Origin of the sequence: Bradyrhizobium sp. 41S5 (assembly GCF_011516665.3) — a bacterium.
GTDB lineage: Bacteria > Pseudomonadota > Alphaproteobacteria > Rhizobiales > Xanthobacteraceae > Bradyrhizobium > Bradyrhizobium quebecense.
This window is the reverse complement of record NZ_CP083721.1, coordinates 2,701,507-2,717,615: the sequence shown is the minus strand read 5'-3', so window position 1 is coordinate 2,717,615 and position 16,109 is coordinate 2,701,507. Positions and strand designations below refer to the sequence as shown.

The window sequence follows — 16,109 nt, the reverse complement described above, 5'->3', positions numbered from 1 at the left end:
GACGCAATACAACCCGGCGCAATGCCACGGCCTTGACTGGCGATGGCCAGGAGGCACACCGCACAGCCGGAGTCTGCGCCGTGTCATGAAAACGTAATTGAATCGTCATGAACGCGCAATGAATTTGCCTGACCGGAGTACGTCCGGCACGGCGGGCCTCAGACCTTCGCCGCAGGCCTTGCAATGCCGGCGATGAAGAGGTCGACGATGTCAGCGGCCATCTGCTCGGCCTCCGCTTCGGCGACGCCCCAGCGCGGCAAATGGCCGTCGATATGCATCCGCGCAAAACCATAGACCAGCGCGCGGCCGGCGATCTGGACCTGCTTCGGGTCGCGCGCCAAGAGCTGACCGGCTGAAAAGGCCTCCGCCAGCGTGCGCTCGGTGAGGCCGATCAACTCCGCATTGTCGCTGGAAACGCCAGCCGAGCGGTCGTGGTCGAAGAAGCGGCGGCTGGAGATGATCTCGAAATGGGTCGGGTTCTTCATCGCCCAGCGCAGATAGGCGATCCCGAGGCAGCGGAAGCGGCCGAGCGGATCGCCTGACGGCGCATCGGCCAGCGCCGTCTCGATCTCGGCGCGGAAGCGGCGCTGCGCCTCCTCGGCCACCGCGTTCATCAGGGCATCCCGGCTTGGGAAATGCCGGAACGGCGCGCCCGGCGAAACGCCGGCGCGGCGGGCCGCTTCGCGGACACTGACCGCCTCCGGCCCGCCCTCGCCGACCAGTTGCATGGCGGCATCGATCAGGACCCGACGGAGGTCACCGTGGTGATACGGCTTGGCCGCCGGCGCCCGCGCCGCGACGGCCGGACGCGACTTGGCGGGCCGGCGTCCGATCGGCGTTTTTTTGGCGGGGCGGCGCATGGCGCACCTCTAGCATCACCCGCTTGTGAATGTAAGCGGCGATTACACGGATTGACCGCACTCCATCGCGGAATGTAACTGGTGATTACATTAACGATGGGAGGCAGGATATGGCGACGCGTCGAAACTGGTTCGAGGGCTGGCGGCTGTTCGGCCTGCTCACACTGACCCTGATCGGGCTTTCGATCTGGATCGCCGCGATGCGGCAGTTCGAGGTCGAAGGCGTGCGGATGGTGATCCGCTTCACGGCGCGGACCTCGCTGCTGTTGTTCTGCTTCGCCTTCTCCGCGGCGGCGCTGGCGCGACTGTGGCCGAACGCCTGGACGCACTGGCAGCGCCGCAACCGACGCTATCTGGGCGTCACCTTCGCCGCCTCGCACGCCATCCACGCGGTCGCGATCACCGCGTTCGCAATGCTCGATCCGGCCGGCTTCGCCGCCGCAACCTCTATCGTTTCCTATATCTTCGGCGGTATCGGCTATCTCGCCATCACCGCGCTGACCGCGACCTCGTTCGATCGTACGGCTGCGCTGCTGGGCCCGCGCGCCTGGCGCAGGCTGCATCTGATCGGCGGCTACTATCTGCTGCTGCAGTTTACGGTCTCGTTCGGCAAGCGGATTCCGGAGATGCCGCTCTACGCGCTGTTCCTCGTGCCGCTCGCCACGGTGTTCGCGCTCAGGATGATCAGCATGGCCGCGCGGCCTGTGCCGCGTCCGGCGCAGGCAAGCTGAGGCGCGACCGGGTCAGATCGGATCACACAAGGTGAAACTGGCGGCCGAGCCGGCGATGCACCGATAGCACCGCACGGTCTACGTCGCTGATCAGGCTGTCGCCGAGCACGACGTTCGGAATCTCCCAGTTGCGCCCGACCTGCCCATCGGGCAGCGCGGCGACCGCCCGTACGCGGGCGGTCTCGCAGCCGGGCTGGGCGCGCAGCGCCTCCTCCGCAAGCTGGGTCAGTTCGTTCTGGCTCTTTCCGTCAGTCATGACCAAGTCCTGGCACCGGAAGATGGCTCACTGATGGCCGAGATTCTCCAGTTCCTTGGCACGGATTTCGGTCATGCTGCGCATGCATTCGCCTGCGTCGAGGCGGGCGATGGTGCCCTCGCCGAGGTCGTAATACAGGCAATTCGCGTCACGGTACTGGATCCATAACCGTTGCGCGGTGCGCAGCTGTTCGCGCTGCTTGTCGCCGGCGGCATCCTTCAGCGCCTGCTGATAGGCGACATTCATCCGCTTGTCCCATTGCGCGGTCTTGGCCTTGAGGCACTCGACCATCTGGTAGGTATTGCCGTCGCAGGACTGTTCGGGATCGCCCTGATCGCCGGCCCAGGCCGACGAGATGGCGATGATGAAGATGGCCGCAACCAAGGACCCGAGCCTGAACACGCCTGTCGTGAGAGCCGATTTCATGCCGCCTTCCCTTCCGATCGATCCTATGGCCGCACCATACGTTGGTGCGGCCGCAGCCCATCCCGTTCATATCGGTCGCACCGCGGCTGGCCTTCCCGATCCGTGCGCGATATTTCATGGGCATGGAGGGATTCATGCGGCGGACGGTGACGCCTGCAATCGTTTTGGCCGTGTTCGGTCTGCTCGTCGGCGGGCTGTTTCGCTTCGCCTTCGACCAATCCGACGAGGCCTCCGTTGCGAACTATGCGCGCAGCGCGCTCGAGGGGGCCGCCATCAGCCTGATCGTCTGGGCGACGCATCTCTATCTGGTCGCACGCGGCGGCTGGCTGCGGCGGCAGCCGTTGATCGTCGAGCTCGTCGCGCGCTCCGTCATCCTGGCCGTCGTCGTTGCAATCTCGGCTGTTGTGCTGGAGATCGTTCTGTACGGGCATGGGCTCGAGGCGAAGTGGGTTCGCGACACCTTCCTGAAGATCATCGGCGTCGGCCTCCTGATGTCGGTCCCGATCACGATGATCTATGAGCTGGTCCGGATGATTGGTGGACGGACGCTGCTCAGCGTCGTGCTCGGACGTTATCGCCGCCCGGTGCGCGAGGAGCGCGTGCTCCTGTTCCTCGACCTGGTCGGCTCGACGTCGCTGGCGGAGGCGATGGGCGAGGTGCGCGTGCAGGAGCTCTTGACGCGCTTCTTCTTCGACATCGACGAGCCGATCGTGGCGCATGGCGGCGAGGTTCATGCCTATGTCGGCGACGAGGTCATCGTGACCTGGCCGGCCGACACGGGCCAACCGTCGCGGCGTTATCTCGACTGCGTGTTCGCGATCGAGGACCGCCTGGCCAAGCGGGCCAACCATTATCGCAAGGAGTTCGGCGTGGTGCCGGCGTTCCGCGCCGGGATGCATGCCGGCCCTGTCGTCATCGGCGAATGCGGCGACTCGCGGCGGCAGATCGCCTATTTCGGCGATACCGTGAACGTCACGGCGCGGCTGCAGGCGCATTGCAAGGAGGCCGGCCGGCCGCTGCTGATATCGGGCGAGCTGCTTCGCCTGCTGCCCTCGGACCCGGATTTTGCCATCGAGCCGCTCGGCTCGACGCAGTTGCGCGGGCGCGCCGCCTCGATTGACATCTTCGCCGTCGCGCGGCGCGCATCGTCCTAAACAATCTCTTAAGGCGCACCGCCATCGTGGCGATAGCACCAATTGCGTCTTATCCGGTCGGGGCCCGTTAAGGATGCGACGCACCCGTATTTGCACCGGGTTCCACCTTAACGCAGGTGTAAGATCGCTAGCATTATCGTGCAAACAGTTGTCATCCAAGAAAAACAAGGTTGCCCGTCGATGGCGCAACAGGCGTCACAATCGATTATTGCCGAACTCGAAGATGCGGTCCGGGACGGGACGTCGGCCAAGCGCGTGCAGACGCTGCGGCAGGTCACCGATCTGTTCCTGAACGACGGCGACCGCCTCAACGATGAGCAGGTCAAGGTGTTCGACGACGTGCTTTGCCTGCTCGTCGCGCGCGTCGAGACGCGTGCGCGGGCCGAGCTCAGCAAGCGGCTCGCGCCGCTCGACTACGCGCCGTTCGAGGTGATCCAGCACCTCGCCTGGGACGACGACATCAGCGTCGCCGGCGACGTGCTGACCCACTCCAGCCGCCTCTCAAACGACGCACTGCGCGAGATCGCCGCCAGCAAGGGCCAGGACCATCTGTTCGCGATCTCGGCGCGGGAGAACCTGCCGGCTTCCGTTACCGACGTCATCATCGACCGCGGCGAGGACAAGGTGATCCGGCGCCTTGCCAAGAACGCCGGCGCGCAGTTCTCCGACAACGGCTATTCCTCGATCGTCGCCCGCGCAGAAGGCGATGACGAGCTGGTCGAGATCCTCGGGCTGCGCATCGATATTCCGGCCAAGCTGCTGCGCGACCTGCTGCAGCGCGCCAAGGAAACGGTGCGCGCCCGCCTGCTGGCAATCGCATCGCCCAGGGCGCGCGAGGAGATCAGCCAGGTGCTGAACGACATCGCGCAGGAAGAGGCCGCGGCTCCCCGCCGCAACTACGGCATCGCCGAAGAGCTGGTCAAGCTGATGAAGCAGCTGAACGAGCTCGATGATGCGGCGGTCTACAAATTCGCCGAGGACGGCAAGTTCGACGAGGTCACGGTCGCGCTCGCCGTGCTCAACGACATGCCGATCGCGATGATCGAGCGCCTGATGCTCGGGCTGCGCTCCGACCTGCTGCTGATCCCGTGCCGCTCGGCGCGGCTCAACTGGCCGACGGTCGAAGCCATCCTGCGCAAGCGGCCGCTGCCGCATCCGCTCGACCATGCAACGCTCGAGGTCGCACACCGTGATTACCGGCGGCTGTCGCTGGAAACCGCACAGCGCACCGTGCGGTTCTGGCAGCTGCACAACAGGATCGAGAAGCAGCCGATGGCGGCTGGCTAGCTGCCGCCGCTGCCTTGCCGTGACAAAGAAAAAGGGTGGGCAACGCGCCCACCCTTTTTTTAATTCAATGCGTAAGGTGGGTTGGCCGAAGGCGTAACCCACCAATTCGTTCCGCGCAGACGCGGTGGGTTACGCTTCGCTAACCCACCCTACACCTACGCGTCCGGCGCTTAGTTCTTGCTCTTGTCGACCAGGGCGCCCTTCTTGATCCAGGGCATCATGTCGCGCAGCTTGGCGCCGACTTCCTCGATCGGATGCTGGGCGAGCTTGGCACGGGTCGCCTTGAACGAGGTCTGGTTGACCTTGTTCTCCAGCATCCAGTCGCGGGCGAACTTGCCGCCCTGGATGTCGGCGAGCACGCGCTTCATCTCCGCCTTGGTCTCGGCCGTGACGATGCGCGGACCGGTGACATACTCGCCGTATTCGGCGGTGTTGGAGATCGAGTAGTTCATGTTGGCGATGCCGCCTTCATAGATCAGGTCGACGATCAGCTTCACTTCGTGCAGGCACTCGAAATAGGCCATTTCGGGCGCGTAGCCGGCCTCGACCAGCGTCTCGTAGCCGCCCTTGATCAGCTCGACCAGGCCGCCGCAGAGCACCACCTGCTCGCCGAACAGGTCGGTCTCGCACTCTTCCTTGAAGGTGGTCTCGATGATGCCGGCGCGGCCGCCGCCGATCGCCGAGGCGTAGCTGAGGCCGAGGTCATGGGCGTTGCCCGACGAATCCTTGGCGATCGCGATCAGGCAGGGCACGCCGCCGCCACGCTGATATTCCGAACGCACGGTGTGGCCGGGGCCCTTCGGCGCGATCATCAGCACGTCGAGGTCGGCACGCGGATCGAGCAGGTTGAAGTGCACGTTGAGGCCGTGGGCGAACACGAGCGCCGCGCCCTTCTTCATGTTGTCGTGCAGGTGCTCGCGATAGACGTCGCCCTGCAGTTCGTCCGGGGTCAGCATCATGACGAGGTCGGCCCACTTGGCGGCCTCGGCGACTTCCATCACCTTGAAGCCGGCGTTCTCGGCCTTCTTGGCCGAGGCCGAACCCTTGCGCAGAGCGATCGCCACTTCCTTGACGCCGGAATCCTTCAGGTTCAGCGCGTGGGCGTGACCCTGGCTGCCGTAGCCGACGATGGCGACCTTCTTGCCCTTGATCAGGTTCAGGTCGGCATCGCGATCGTAGTAAACTCGCATCGTGTTTTCCTCGTTTGAAGGGGGCCAAAATCGGCCGATGAGTCAGGCTTTCGGAAGGTCAGAACCGCCGGGCGCCCGCGAATTTCCGGCGTTGTCTAGAGCATTTTTCCCCTCAGGGGAAACCCCCATCTCGCATGGCGCGGTGCGGCATCATGCGTCCATGAAGACCGGGTAGAGGGAGGCCAGCAGCAGGATGGCCATCACCACATTGAAGACGCGGATCGCCCGGGGCGAGGTCAGGATCGGCCGCAGGGCGGTGCCGAACAGCGCCCAGACGATGCAGGACACCGTCCCCAGGACCAGGCTCAGGCCGACCTGGATCGCGATGTTCCAGGGGAAGGCGGCAATCGCCGCGTAGGCCGTGATGGTGCCGATCACCATCACCCAGCCCTTGGCATTGATCCACTGGAACATGGCCGCGCCCCAGAACGTCATCGGGCCGCGGCCGGGCCCATCGTCCTTGTCCGCCGAGAGCGGTTCGGCCATGGCGATGACGGCGGCGAGATAGAGCAGATAGGCGACGCCGCCATATTTGAGGATCGTCTGCAGCACCGGATAGGCGATAAAGACGGCCCCGAGCCCGACGCCGACCGCACCGACCATGAAGGCGAAGCCGACCGTGATGCCGGCGATGTGGGGCACCGTGCGGCGGAAGCCGTAGGTCACCCCCGAGGACAGCAGCATGATGTTGTTGGGGCCCGGCGTGAAGAACATCGCGACGGCAAACACGACAAAGGCAAACAGCAGCGAATTCGACATAGCGCCCTCACGCGACTTTCGGCAGAGCTTTTGGCCGCTTCGACAGCAGCATCACGGCGATGCCGGCGATGACCGTGAGCATGCCGGCGAGCCGCAGCGGCCCGAACCTCTCGCCGAACACGATGCTGGAGGCGGCGGAGCCGACGAACGGCACCAGCAGCGCGAACGGCACCACCTGCGCCGCCGGATAATCCCTGAGCAGCCGGCCCCACAGCCAATAGGCGATGCTGGTGGAAACGGTGCCGACAAACAGCATCGAGGCAATGCCGACCGGCGACAGATGCGACAGCGCCTGCCACATCGGCTTCGCGCCCAGCGTCAGCAGCGACAGGCCGAACAACGGGATCGCCGCACACAGGCACAGCCATGCGAACAGGTCGAACATGCGCGCGCCCTGCGCCGGCCGCAGCAGCAGGTTTCCGATTGCGAACGAGATCGGCGAGATCATCAGGATGGCAAAGGCGTTGACGCTGAAATCGTATCCGACGGTGCCGCAGATCATCAGCAGGCCGATCGCAGCGATAGCGATGCCCACGGTCTGCAGCCGCGACGGCCATTCGCCGAACAGCACCGCGGCAAAGCCGATGGTGAACAGCGCCTGGCTCTGCACGATCACGCTGGTGAGCCCGACCGGCATGCCGTGGGCGATGGCGATGGATTGCGCAAGGAACTGGCCGAGGAACAAGGTCAGGCTGATTCCGATCAGAAGCGGCCACGAAACCTGGGCCGGCCTGGGCAGCAACAGGCACGGCACGGCCGCGATGCCGAAGCGCAGCGCCGTCATCAATTCGGGCGGCAGCTCATCGAGCGCGATCCGGCTCGCGACGAACGCAAGTCCCCAGATCACCGCGACCATGACGGCGATGCCAACATCGGCCGGCTTCATTGTTCTTCTTCTTTGGTTCGGTTTGGCTCTGTCGATGCAACCTCTAGATCTGTTCGTCCGGCTTCGGTTTGCGCAGCAGATAGGTGCCGTGCAGCGGCGCATGATAGTCGGCGGCGACCAGCGTGAAACCGGTCTCGGTCAGCATGCGCTCCATCACCCAGCCGAAGGTCGAGTATTCGTCGCGCATATGGGTCATCACGCTTTCGCGCTCGAAATCGTGGTTCTTGATCGAGAAATCGGCCCAGCCCTCGACATCGCGATCGACGCCGTCGGGCATGCTGACGAACACCATGTCGCGCAGATAGAAGTTCGCGCCGGGCTTCAGCGCGTTGAAGATCCGCGACAGCGCCACTGCCTTCCAGAAGTCCGGCAGGTGGTGCAGCGTGAACTCGCTGACGATGAGGTCGTAGGAATTCGGCTGGTAGGCAAAGGACAACAGGCCGGCCGGCTGGGTCCGGATCTTCGCCTTGCGGTCGCGCGCATAGATTTCGGCAAGCCCGATCATCGCCGGCGAGATATCGATGGCGTCGACCTCGGCGCCCATCAGGGCCGCCTCGGTCGCCAGCACGCCGTTGCCGCAGCCGATATCGGCGATCCGCCAGCCCGGCTTGACGCCGAGCATGGTCAGCGCCTGGCGGGCACGGACATCGCTGTCCTCGCTGACGTCATAGATCGAGGCAACCGCGGTATCGAGACCGACCTGCCGCCGTTGCGTGTAGTACCAGTCGCGCGCCAACATGATTCACATCCCTTCCGGCCCACGCGTGATCGCGGCCACCCCGGTTCGTGACACCTCGACCAGGCCCAGCGGGCGCATCAGGTCGATGAACTGACTGATCTTGGACGAGTTGCCCGTGATCTCGAACACGAAGCTCTCGGTCGTGGCATCGATCACCCGGGCGCGGAATGCATCCGCCAGCCGCAGCGCCTCGACGCGGTGATCGCCACCGCCCCTCACCTTGACCATCGCAAGCTCGCGCTCGATCGAGCTGCCGGTCAGCGTCATGTCGACGACCCGGTAGACCGGGATCATGCGGTCGAGCTGATGCTTGATCTGCTGGATCACCATCGGCGTGCCCGTGGTGACGATGGTGATCCGCGAGAGGTGTTTCTGGCTCTCGGTTTCCGAAACCGTGAGACTCTCGATGTTGTAGCCGCGGCCGGAGAACAGCCCGATCACGCGCGCGAGCACGCCGGGCTCGTTCTGCACGAGGACGGACAGCGTGTGCGTCTCGTTCGGATCGTGACGTTCCTCGAGGAAGTAGGCGGATGCGGGCTGGTTCATGGTCGTCCCCTTACATTCTGTTCACGCCACCGCCCGCTGGGCGGCCGGCGCAGCATCCGTCCCGATCCAGGTCCGGAACAGATCGAAATCGATATTGCCGCCGCTGAGGATCAGGCCGACCCGTTTGCCGGCGAGCTTGCTCTTTTCCTGCAGCGCGGCCGCGAGCGCCGCGGCGCCTGCGCCCTCGGCGAGATTGTGGGTGTCGGTCCAATAGGCGCGGATCGCCTGCCCGACCTCGTCGTCGGTGACCTGCACGATGCGGGAGGCGCCCTTGCGGATCAAAGCGAATGCATCGGCGTCCGGAATCCGCGTCGCCATGCCGTCGGCAAGCGTGTTGCTGGTCTCGGTGGTCACGATCTTGCCGGCCGCAAACGACAGCGCATAGGACGGCGCCTCGGTCGACTGCACGCCGACGATCTCGGTCTTCAGGCCGAGCAGGTCGCGCGCCATGATGCAGCCGGAGATGCCGGAGCCTTGCCCGATCGGCACATAAAGAATGCCGAGATCGGGCGCCGCACGAAACAACTCGAGCGCGTAGGTCGCAACACCCAGCACCAGGTCCGGGTGGAACGACGGCACCATGTGCAGGCCGGCGAACTGGGCACGGCGCTCGGCTTCTTCCCGCGCGGCCTGAAAGTCCTCGCCGTGCTCGACCAGCTCGGCACCGAACGCATGCATGGCACGGTTCTTCTCGACCGAGTTGCCGCGCGGCACATAGATCACCGCGGGCACGCCGTGGCGGCTCGCGGCAAACGCCAGACTCTGGCCGTGATTGCCGCGCGTCGCCGAGATGATGCCGGGCACATCGGGCCGCTCGCGCTTCAGCCGATCGAGATAGACCAGGCCGCCACGCACCTTGAAGGCGCCGATCGGCGTGTGGTTCTCATGCTTGACCACGACCTCGGTGCCGAGCCGCTCGGCCAGCAACGGCCAGGCATACGCCGGCGTCGCCGGCACCGCGGTGCCGACGATCCTGTGCGCGCGCTCGAGCTCGCTGAGATCAAACATCTTTGCTTCCAATCGTTCTGTTCTCTCGCTTGTCATCCCCGCGAATGCGGGGATCCAGTATTCCAGAGACGCCTGAGAGCAATCGAGGCGCCGCGGCGTACTGGATCGCCCGGTCAAGCCGGGCGATGACAGTGGAGTTTGTGTCGCGCATCGTCACACCAGTGCCTTGCCGCCGGCGAAGGCCTTCGCGGTGGCCTCGTCGGTCGCCTCTTCCGGCAGCAGCATCTCGTTGTGCGCCTTGCCCGACGGGATCATCGGGAAGCAGTTCTCCAGCGCGGCGACGCGGCAGTCGAACAGCACCGGGCGCCTGATCGAGATCATCTCCTTGATCGCGCCGTCTAGGTCGGACGGCTTGGTCGCCTGCAGGCCGACGCAGCCATAGGCCTCGGCGAGCTTGACGAAGTCCGGCAGCGCCTCGGAGTACGAATGCGACAGGCGGTTGCCGTGCAGCAGCTGCTGCCACTGCCGCACCATGCCCATGTACTGGTTGTTCAGGATGAAGATCTTGATCGGCAGCTCGAACTGAACCGCGGTCGACATCTCCTGGATCGTCATCTGCACCGAGGCGTCGCCGGCGATGTCGATCACCAGGCTGTCCGGATGCGCCACCTGCACGCCGACCGCGGCCGGCAGGCCGTAGCCCATGGTGCCGAGACCGCCGGAGGTCATCCAACGGTGCGGCTCCTCGAAGCCGAAGAACTGCGCGGCCCACATCTGGTGCTGACCGACTTCGGTCGTGATGTAGGTGTCCTTGCCTCGGGTCAGCTCGAACAGGCGCTGGATCGCGTATTGCGGCAGGATGATATCGTTGTTCTTGCGGTAGGACAGCGAGTTGCGCGCGCGCCATTGCGCGATCTGCTGCCACCACGCCTTGATGTCGGGCTTCTTGGCCTCTGCCTTGAACACCTGCAACAGGTCGCCGAGCACGTTGCCGGCGTCGCCGATGATCGGCACGTCGACGCGGATGTTCTTGTTGATCGATGACGGGTCGATATCGATGTGGATCTTCTTCGAGCCCGGCGAGAAAGCATCGACGCGGCCGGTGATGCGGTCGTCGAAGCGCGCGCCGACGCACAGCATGACGTCGCAATCATGCATGGTCATGTTGGCTTCGTACGTGCCGTGCATGCCGAGCATGCCGAGCCAGTTCGGCCCCGACGCCGGATAGGCGCCCAGTCCCATCAGGGTCGAAGTGATGGGGAAGCCGGTCGCCTCCACCAGCTGACGCAGCAGCTTGGAAGCCTCCGGACCCGAATTGATCACGCCGCCGCCGGAATAGATCACGGGACGTTTTGCATTGGCGAGCAGCGCCACCGCCTTGCGTATCTGGGTCGCATCGCCCTTCACGCGCGGCGTGTAGGAGATGTGAACGTCCGACTTGCGCGGCGGATGATAGGTGCCGGTCGCGAACTGCACGTCCTTCGGCACGTCGACCAGCACCGGACCGGGGCGGCCGGTGGTGGCGACATAGAAGGCTTCGTGCAGCACTCTGGCGAGGTCGTTGACGTCGCGCACCAGCCAGTTGTGCTTGGTGGCGGGCCGCGTGATGCCGACGGTGTCGCATTCCTGGAAGGCGTCGTTGCCGATCAGGTGGGTCGGCACCTGGCCGGTGATGCAGACCAGCGGGATCGAATCCATCAGCGCGTCGGTCAGCGGCGTCACCATGTTGGTGGCGCCGGGACCGGACGTCACCAGCACCACTCCGGGTTTGCCGGTCGAGCGGGCATAGCCTTCGGCGGCATGGCCGGCGCCTTGCTCGTGGCGGACCAGGATATGCTCGACTTCGCTCTGCTGGAAAATCTCGTCGTAGATCGGAAGCACCGCACCGCCGGGATAGCCGAAGACATGCTGCACGCCGTGATCGATGAGCGCGCGCACGATCATCGCGGCGCCGGTCATCTGATTGGGATCGTGGCTCTTGTCGGTCATGGTTCGCTCCGGATGCGCTTGTTTTTGCGCGGCTTTTGTCAGTTCTCGTCAGTTCTGCTTCGGGCAATAAAAAGGGGCCCTAGAGGCCCCATGCACACCGCCCGAATTTGGATGGCCGCTAGCCATCCCCGGCGGTGTGCCTGGGTACGACGACGATAAGCAGCTTGGTAATAATGTTGCGCACGAGGTGACCCAGTCTTCCCAAAGGTTGCGCGAACATAGCGGCCAAAGCCCGAATGTCAAGGCGAGGCAGGCAGTTTCGCGATTTTTGAAGTGTAACGGGGTTCCGACCGTTCGGCGAGTGTTTTTGCGCGGCGCAACGCGCATGGCAGACGGGCGCGCTGCGCTCCATCCGGGCTACGGGATTTGCTGCTGCAGCCACCCCTTCGCGACCTCCGGCACCACCCATTCGAATTCCGGGAGCTGGTGGCGAAACCAGGTGAACTGGCGCTTGGCGTAGTGGCGGGTGTCGGCCCGGCCGATCTCGGCGGCCTCCGCCCGGCTGATCTCCCCCTTGAGGTGCCGGATCAGGGCCGGGACGCCATGGGCCTTCATAGCCGGCAGCAGCGGATCAAGCCCGCGCGCGGCCAGCGCCGCGACCTCGTCGAGCGCACCAGTATCGAGCATCGCGCCAAACCGCGCATCGATCCGCGCATAGAGCCGCTCGCGCTCCGGCGCGAGAAACAGCGCATGGAATTGGCCCGGCGGCAGCAGCGGCGGCAGGCCATCGCGATGCCAGTCCGGCAGCGGGCGGCCGGTGGCCTCGACGACCTCGAGCGCCCGCGCGATGCGGGTGCGATCGCGCGGCTTCAGCCGTTCGGCCGACACCGGATCGCGCGCCGCAAGCTCGGCATGCAGCGCCTCGACGCCGTGCTGCTCCAGCCTTGCGCGCACACCGTCACGCACATCAGGGGGGATCGGCGGCACCGCCGATAGCCCGCGCGTCAGTGCCTTGAAGTAGAGGCCCGAGCCACCGATGAAGATCGGCAGGCGCTTGTCCGCACGGGCCTCGTCGAGCACCCTGGCCGCGTCAGTCACCCAGGCGCCCGCGGAAAAATTCACACCGGCGTCGACATGGCCATAGAGTCTGTGCGGAACCTGCGCCTCCTCGGCGGCCGTCGGCCGTGCGGTGATGATCCGGAGGTCGCGATAGACCTGCATGGAGTCGGTGTTGATCACGACCCCGCCGGCGCGCTGGGCAAGCTCGAGCGCCAGCGCCGACTTGCCGCTGGCGGTCGGCCCTGCGATAAGCACTGCCTTGTCCAACAATCCTGAATGCGCCTGCATGTCCCTCGTTGCCACGCTGATCTGCAATCCTGCAAGCCCCGCGCTCGACTCCACCATCGTCGACGCTGCGCGGGCCGTGCTGCCCTCACCGGGCCCGGCGCAGTGGCTGTTCAACGAGGTCGCCGTCGACATCCCGTTCGAGAGCCAAAATTCCAGCGGAGACGCCGGCAGGGACGACATCAAGGCCATCGAGGAGCGCCTGCGCCAGGCCCGCGGCGACCTGCCGATCGACATTGTCGTGCAGCCTCGGATCGGCCGGCGCAAGAAGCTTTTTCTGGCCGACATGGATTCGACCATGATCGGCCAGGAATGCATCGACGAGCTCGCGGATTTCGCCGGGCTGAAGGCCCATGTCGCCGCCATCACCGAGCGCGCGATGCGCGGCGAGATCGAGTTCGAATCGGCGCTGCGCGAGCGCGTCGCGCTGCTCAAGGGCCTGCCGGCCCGCGTCGTCGACGAGGTGCTGGAGAAGCGCATCACGCCGACGCCGGGCGGCCGCGCGCTGGTCATGACGATGCGCGCGCACGGCGCCTATACCTGCCTGATCTCCGGCGGCTTCACCCAGTTCACAAAGGTGGTCGCGGAGAAGATCGGCTTCCAGGAGAACCGCGCCAACCAGTTGCGGGTCGCGGACGGCGAGCTGACCGGCGAAGTGGTCGAGCCGATCCTCGGCCGCGCCACCAAGCTCGCCACCCTGGTCGAGCTGACCGAATCCTTCGACCTCGACGACATCGACACATTGGTCGCGGGCGATGGCGCCAACGATCTCGGCATGATCCAGGCCGCAGGTCTCGGCGTCGCCTATCACGCCAAGCCTGCGGTCGCAGCCGCGGCGGCGGCGCGGATCGATCACGGCGACCTCACCGCGCTGCTCTATGCGCAGGGCTATCGGCGCGACGAATTCGTGGCGGAATAGGCTCGGAAGCTTGTCGTTCCGGCGAAAGCCGGGACCCATCCACCGATGCCGGTTACCTGGAAAAGCCGTTGCCTACTTTTCTCAACAAGAGCGGCCGCGGCGTACTGGATCCCCCGCTTTCGCGGGGGATGACAATGAGGGCGCGGCGTCAGCGCGCTTCTACTGCACCCCGAGCGCGACGAAGCGCAGTTCGCCGTCGCCGTTGGAGACCAGCAGCAGCACGGACTTCTTGCCGTCCTTCTTCAGCTGGTCGATTCGCTTCTTGATGTCGGCGGCGCTGGACACCGCCTCCTGCGCCACCTCGACGATGACGTCGCCGGCCGATAGCCGCTTCTCGGCGGCATCGGAGGCACTATCGACGCCGGTGACGACGACGCCCTTCACGCTGTCCTTGATCTTGTACTTGGTGCGCAGATCCTTGCTCAGCGCCGCCAGATCGAGACCGAGCGCCTTCTGGGTCACCGGCTTCTCGGCGGTGTCGTCCTTGGGCTTGGCGTTGGCCTGCTGAACCTTGTCGTTGTCCTCGAGCCGGCCGAGCGTGACCTTGCGGGTCTCTTCATTGCCCTTGCGGATGACGACGACGTCGACTTCCTTGCCGACCGCGGTATCGGCGACGATGCGCGACAGATCCTTGGGGTCCTTGACGTCCTTGCCGTCGAACTTGACGACGACGTCGCCCGGCTCGATGCCGGCCGGCTTGGCCGGGCCCTTGTCGTCGACGCCGGCAACCAACGCGCCGCGTGCCGGCTTGATGTTGAGGCTATCGGCGATCTCGTCGGTGACTTGCTGGATGCGAACGCCGAGCCAGCCGCGGCGCAATTCGCCGAACTTCTGCAACTGGTCGACGACGCCGGCCACCGTCTTCGACGGCACGGCGAAACCGAGGCCGATCGAGCCCCCGGTCGGGGAGATGATCAGCGTGTTGACGCCGATCACCTCGCCATCGAGGTTGAACAGCGGACCGCCGGAATTGCCGCGATTGATGGCGGCGTCGGTCTGGATGTAGCTGTCATATGGGCCCTGGCTGATGTCGCGGTTCTTGGCCGAGACGATGCCTGCGGTCACCGTGCCACCGAGGCTGAACGGGTTGCCGATCGCGACCACCCAGTCGCCGAGACGGATCTTGTCGCTGTCGCCGAACTTCACCGCGGTGAGTGGCTTCGGCGGCTTGAACTTGAGGACCGCGAGATCGGTCTTCTTGTCGACGCCGACCAGCTCGGCCTTGATCTTGGTGCCGTCGTTGAGGATGACGTTGATCTCGTCGGCGTCGGCGATGACGTGGTTGTTGGTGACGACGATGCCCGCGGTGTCGACGATGAAGCCTGAGCCGAGCGAGTTGGTCTTGCGCGGCTGGAACTCGCCGCTCTTGTCGCCGCCCTTGCCGGGCGGCCCGCGGCGGTTCTTGAAGAAGTCGTCGAAGAATTCCTCGAACGGCGAGCCGGGCGGCAATTGCGGCATCGTCCGGTCCTTGGCCTCGATCGTCTGCGACGTCGAGATGTTGACGACGGCGTCGATCACCTTCTCGGCGATGTCGGCGATACCCTCGGGGCCGCGTGCGAACGCCGGCACAGAGCTCAGCATGCTCGCAGCACCGATCGAGATCGCAGCTCCCATCATGCGGAGGCGACGGCTCAGGGCTGGTCTGGCAGCGATCATGTCGGAGTTTCTCCAGGCAAACGGGTTCAAATTAGCTGGTCGCAGGATGCGCCCCGTGGTCACAGAGTGCGCCCGAACGGGCATATGGCGCAAGCATCTCACCCGGGCATTTCGGCGAAAAACCGGCTGCGAGAGGCTCACGATTATGTTCATTCCGGCGCGATCTGCGCGGTGGAACAAGCAATGATCAGCGCCGCACCAGCCAGATCAGGATCAGTCCCGCAACCGCCGAGCCGATGCCGACGATGCGCAGGATGTTGTCGGGCGTGGCCAGCGCACTCTTCATCGCCCGGCGCATCCAGGCGGGGCTTGCCGCAAACAGGATACCTTCGAGCACGAACAGGATTCCCAACCCGATGAGGAAGTCGCCGAACGCTATGGACTTCATCGGATGGCAGCCTCCCGCTCGATGCTTATTGTTGTTGAGTGGCGGCGACGCGTGATCCGCGTCGCCGCCAGGTCTTGATTCAAGTCGTGAT

The 16,109-nt window shown here is 65.2% G+C and carries 17 protein-coding genes; 4 read left to right on the top strand and 13 right to left on the bottom strand.

Going from position 1 to position 16,109, the window contains the following annotated elements; genetic code table 11:
* Nucleotides 1-158: 158 nt before the first annotated feature.
* Complete coding sequence (locus tag HAP47_RS12770) at nucleotides 159-860, bottom strand: TetR/AcrR family transcriptional regulator (RefSeq protein ID WP_173637937.1); 702 nt, start codon at nucleotides 858-860, stop codon at nucleotides 159-161.
* A gap of 110 nt (nucleotides 861-970) precedes the next feature.
* Between HAP47_RS12770 and HAP47_RS12765 the strand changes: the two genes are divergently transcribed.
* A complete protein-coding gene (locus HAP47_RS12765; protein WP_173637938.1) occupies nucleotides 971-1,591 on the top strand; it encodes a hypothetical protein in 621 nt (206 codons plus the stop codon).
* A 22-nt stretch (nucleotides 1,592-1,613) separates the two neighbouring features.
* Here the strand turns inward: HAP47_RS12765 and HAP47_RS12760 are convergent, their stop codons facing one another.
* Both HAP47_RS12760 and HAP47_RS12755 read right to left on the bottom strand, forming a co-directional pair.
* Nucleotides 1,614-1,847: a hypothetical protein gene (locus tag HAP47_RS12760; protein ID WP_173637939.1), complete on the bottom strand. Its 234-nt coding sequence runs from the start codon at nucleotides 1,845-1,847 to the stop codon at nucleotides 1,614-1,616.
* Nucleotides 1,848-1,874: 27 nt separating this feature from the next.
* Nucleotides 1,875-2,273, bottom strand: coding sequence for a lysozyme inhibitor LprI family protein (locus HAP47_RS12755; RefSeq protein ID WP_224924529.1), 399 nt, complete (start codon nucleotides 2,271-2,273; stop codon nucleotides 1,875-1,877).
* Nucleotides 2,274-2,407: 134 nt separating this feature from the next.
* Here HAP47_RS12755 and HAP47_RS12750 point away from each other — a divergent pair, with 134 nt between their 5' ends.
* Nucleotides 2,408-3,427, top strand: coding sequence for an adenylate/guanylate cyclase domain-containing protein (locus HAP47_RS12750; protein ID WP_173637940.1), 1,020 nt, complete (start codon nucleotides 2,408-2,410; stop codon nucleotides 3,425-3,427).
* Between the two features lie 180 nt (nucleotides 3,428-3,607).
* Nucleotides 3,608-4,714, top strand: a complete 1,107-nt coding sequence (locus HAP47_RS12745) for a DUF2336 domain-containing protein (RefSeq protein ID WP_173637941.1) — start codon at nucleotides 3,608-3,610, stop codon at nucleotides 4,712-4,714.
* A 170-nt stretch (nucleotides 4,715-4,884) separates the two neighbouring features.
* Here HAP47_RS12745 and ilvC read toward each other — a convergent pair whose 3' ends face one another.
* The 8 genes from ilvC to miaA form a co-directional block, all read right to left on the bottom strand.
* On the bottom strand, nucleotides 4,885-5,904 hold the full coding sequence (ilvC, locus tag HAP47_RS12740) for a ketol-acid reductoisomerase (protein WP_173637942.1): 1,020 nt from the start codon (nucleotides 5,902-5,904) through the stop codon (nucleotides 4,885-4,887).
* A 150-nt stretch (nucleotides 5,905-6,054) separates the two neighbouring features.
* Nucleotides 6,055-6,663 (bottom strand): LysE family translocator, encoded by a 609-nt coding sequence (locus tag HAP47_RS12735; RefSeq protein WP_173637943.1) that lies wholly within the window; start codon nucleotides 6,661-6,663, stop codon nucleotides 6,055-6,057.
* A 7-nt stretch (nucleotides 6,664-6,670) separates the two neighbouring features.
* Nucleotides 6,671-7,549 carry an EamA family transporter gene (locus tag HAP47_RS12730; protein ID WP_173637944.1) on the bottom strand — a complete coding sequence of 293 codons (879 nt, stop codon included), beginning with the start codon at nucleotides 7,547-7,549 and terminating at the stop codon, nucleotides 6,671-6,673.
* Nucleotides 7,550-7,592: 43 nt separating this feature from the next.
* Entirely contained in the window at nucleotides 7,593-8,288 is a 696-nt protein-coding gene (locus HAP47_RS12725; protein ID WP_050628421.1) for a class I SAM-dependent methyltransferase, read from the bottom strand.
* Nucleotides 8,289-8,291: 3 nt separating this feature from the next.
* Nucleotides 8,292-8,834 carry an acetolactate synthase small subunit gene (ilvN, locus tag HAP47_RS12720; RefSeq protein ID WP_016841057.1) on the bottom strand — a complete coding sequence of 181 codons (543 nt, stop codon included), beginning with the start codon at nucleotides 8,832-8,834 and terminating at the stop codon, nucleotides 8,292-8,294.
* A 21-nt stretch (nucleotides 8,835-8,855) separates the two neighbouring features.
* The gene (locus tag HAP47_RS12715) at nucleotides 8,856-9,842 is read right to left on the bottom strand and encodes a threonine dehydratase (RefSeq protein WP_173637945.1); all 987 of its coding nucleotides are present in this window, start codon (nucleotides 9,840-9,842) and stop codon (nucleotides 8,856-8,858) included.
* Nucleotides 9,843-9,995: 153 nt separating this feature from the next.
* Nucleotides 9,996-11,771 carry an acetolactate synthase 3 large subunit gene (locus HAP47_RS12710; protein WP_173637946.1) on the bottom strand — a complete coding sequence of 592 codons (1,776 nt, stop codon included), beginning with the start codon at nucleotides 11,769-11,771 and terminating at the stop codon, nucleotides 9,996-9,998.
* 357 nt (nucleotides 11,772-12,128) lie between these two features.
* Nucleotides 12,129-13,058, bottom strand: coding sequence for a tRNA (adenosine(37)-N6)-dimethylallyltransferase MiaA (gene miaA, locus HAP47_RS12705; RefSeq protein WP_173640528.1), 930 nt, complete (start codon nucleotides 13,056-13,058; stop codon nucleotides 12,129-12,131).
* On the opposite strand from miaA, the gene serB reads away from it, so the two are divergent.
* Nucleotides 13,057-13,974: a phosphoserine phosphatase SerB gene (gene serB, locus HAP47_RS12700; RefSeq protein ID WP_173637947.1), complete on the top strand. Its 918-nt coding sequence runs from the start codon at nucleotides 13,057-13,059 to the stop codon at nucleotides 13,972-13,974. The genes miaA and serB overlap by 2 nt on opposite strands.
* Before the next feature lie 159 nt (nucleotides 13,975-14,133).
* Here the strand turns inward: serB and HAP47_RS12695 are convergent, their stop codons facing one another.
* Both HAP47_RS12695 and HAP47_RS12690 read right to left on the bottom strand, forming a co-directional pair.
* On the bottom strand, nucleotides 14,134-15,630 hold the full coding sequence (locus HAP47_RS12695) for a Do family serine endopeptidase (protein WP_173637948.1): 1,497 nt from the start codon (nucleotides 15,628-15,630) through the stop codon (nucleotides 14,134-14,136).
* Nucleotides 15,631-15,817: 187 nt separating this feature from the next.
* Nucleotides 15,818-16,018, bottom strand: a complete 201-nt coding sequence (locus HAP47_RS12690) for a DUF2065 domain-containing protein (RefSeq protein WP_092115850.1) — start codon at nucleotides 16,016-16,018, stop codon at nucleotides 15,818-15,820.
* Nucleotides 16,019-16,109: the final 91 nt, after the last annotated feature.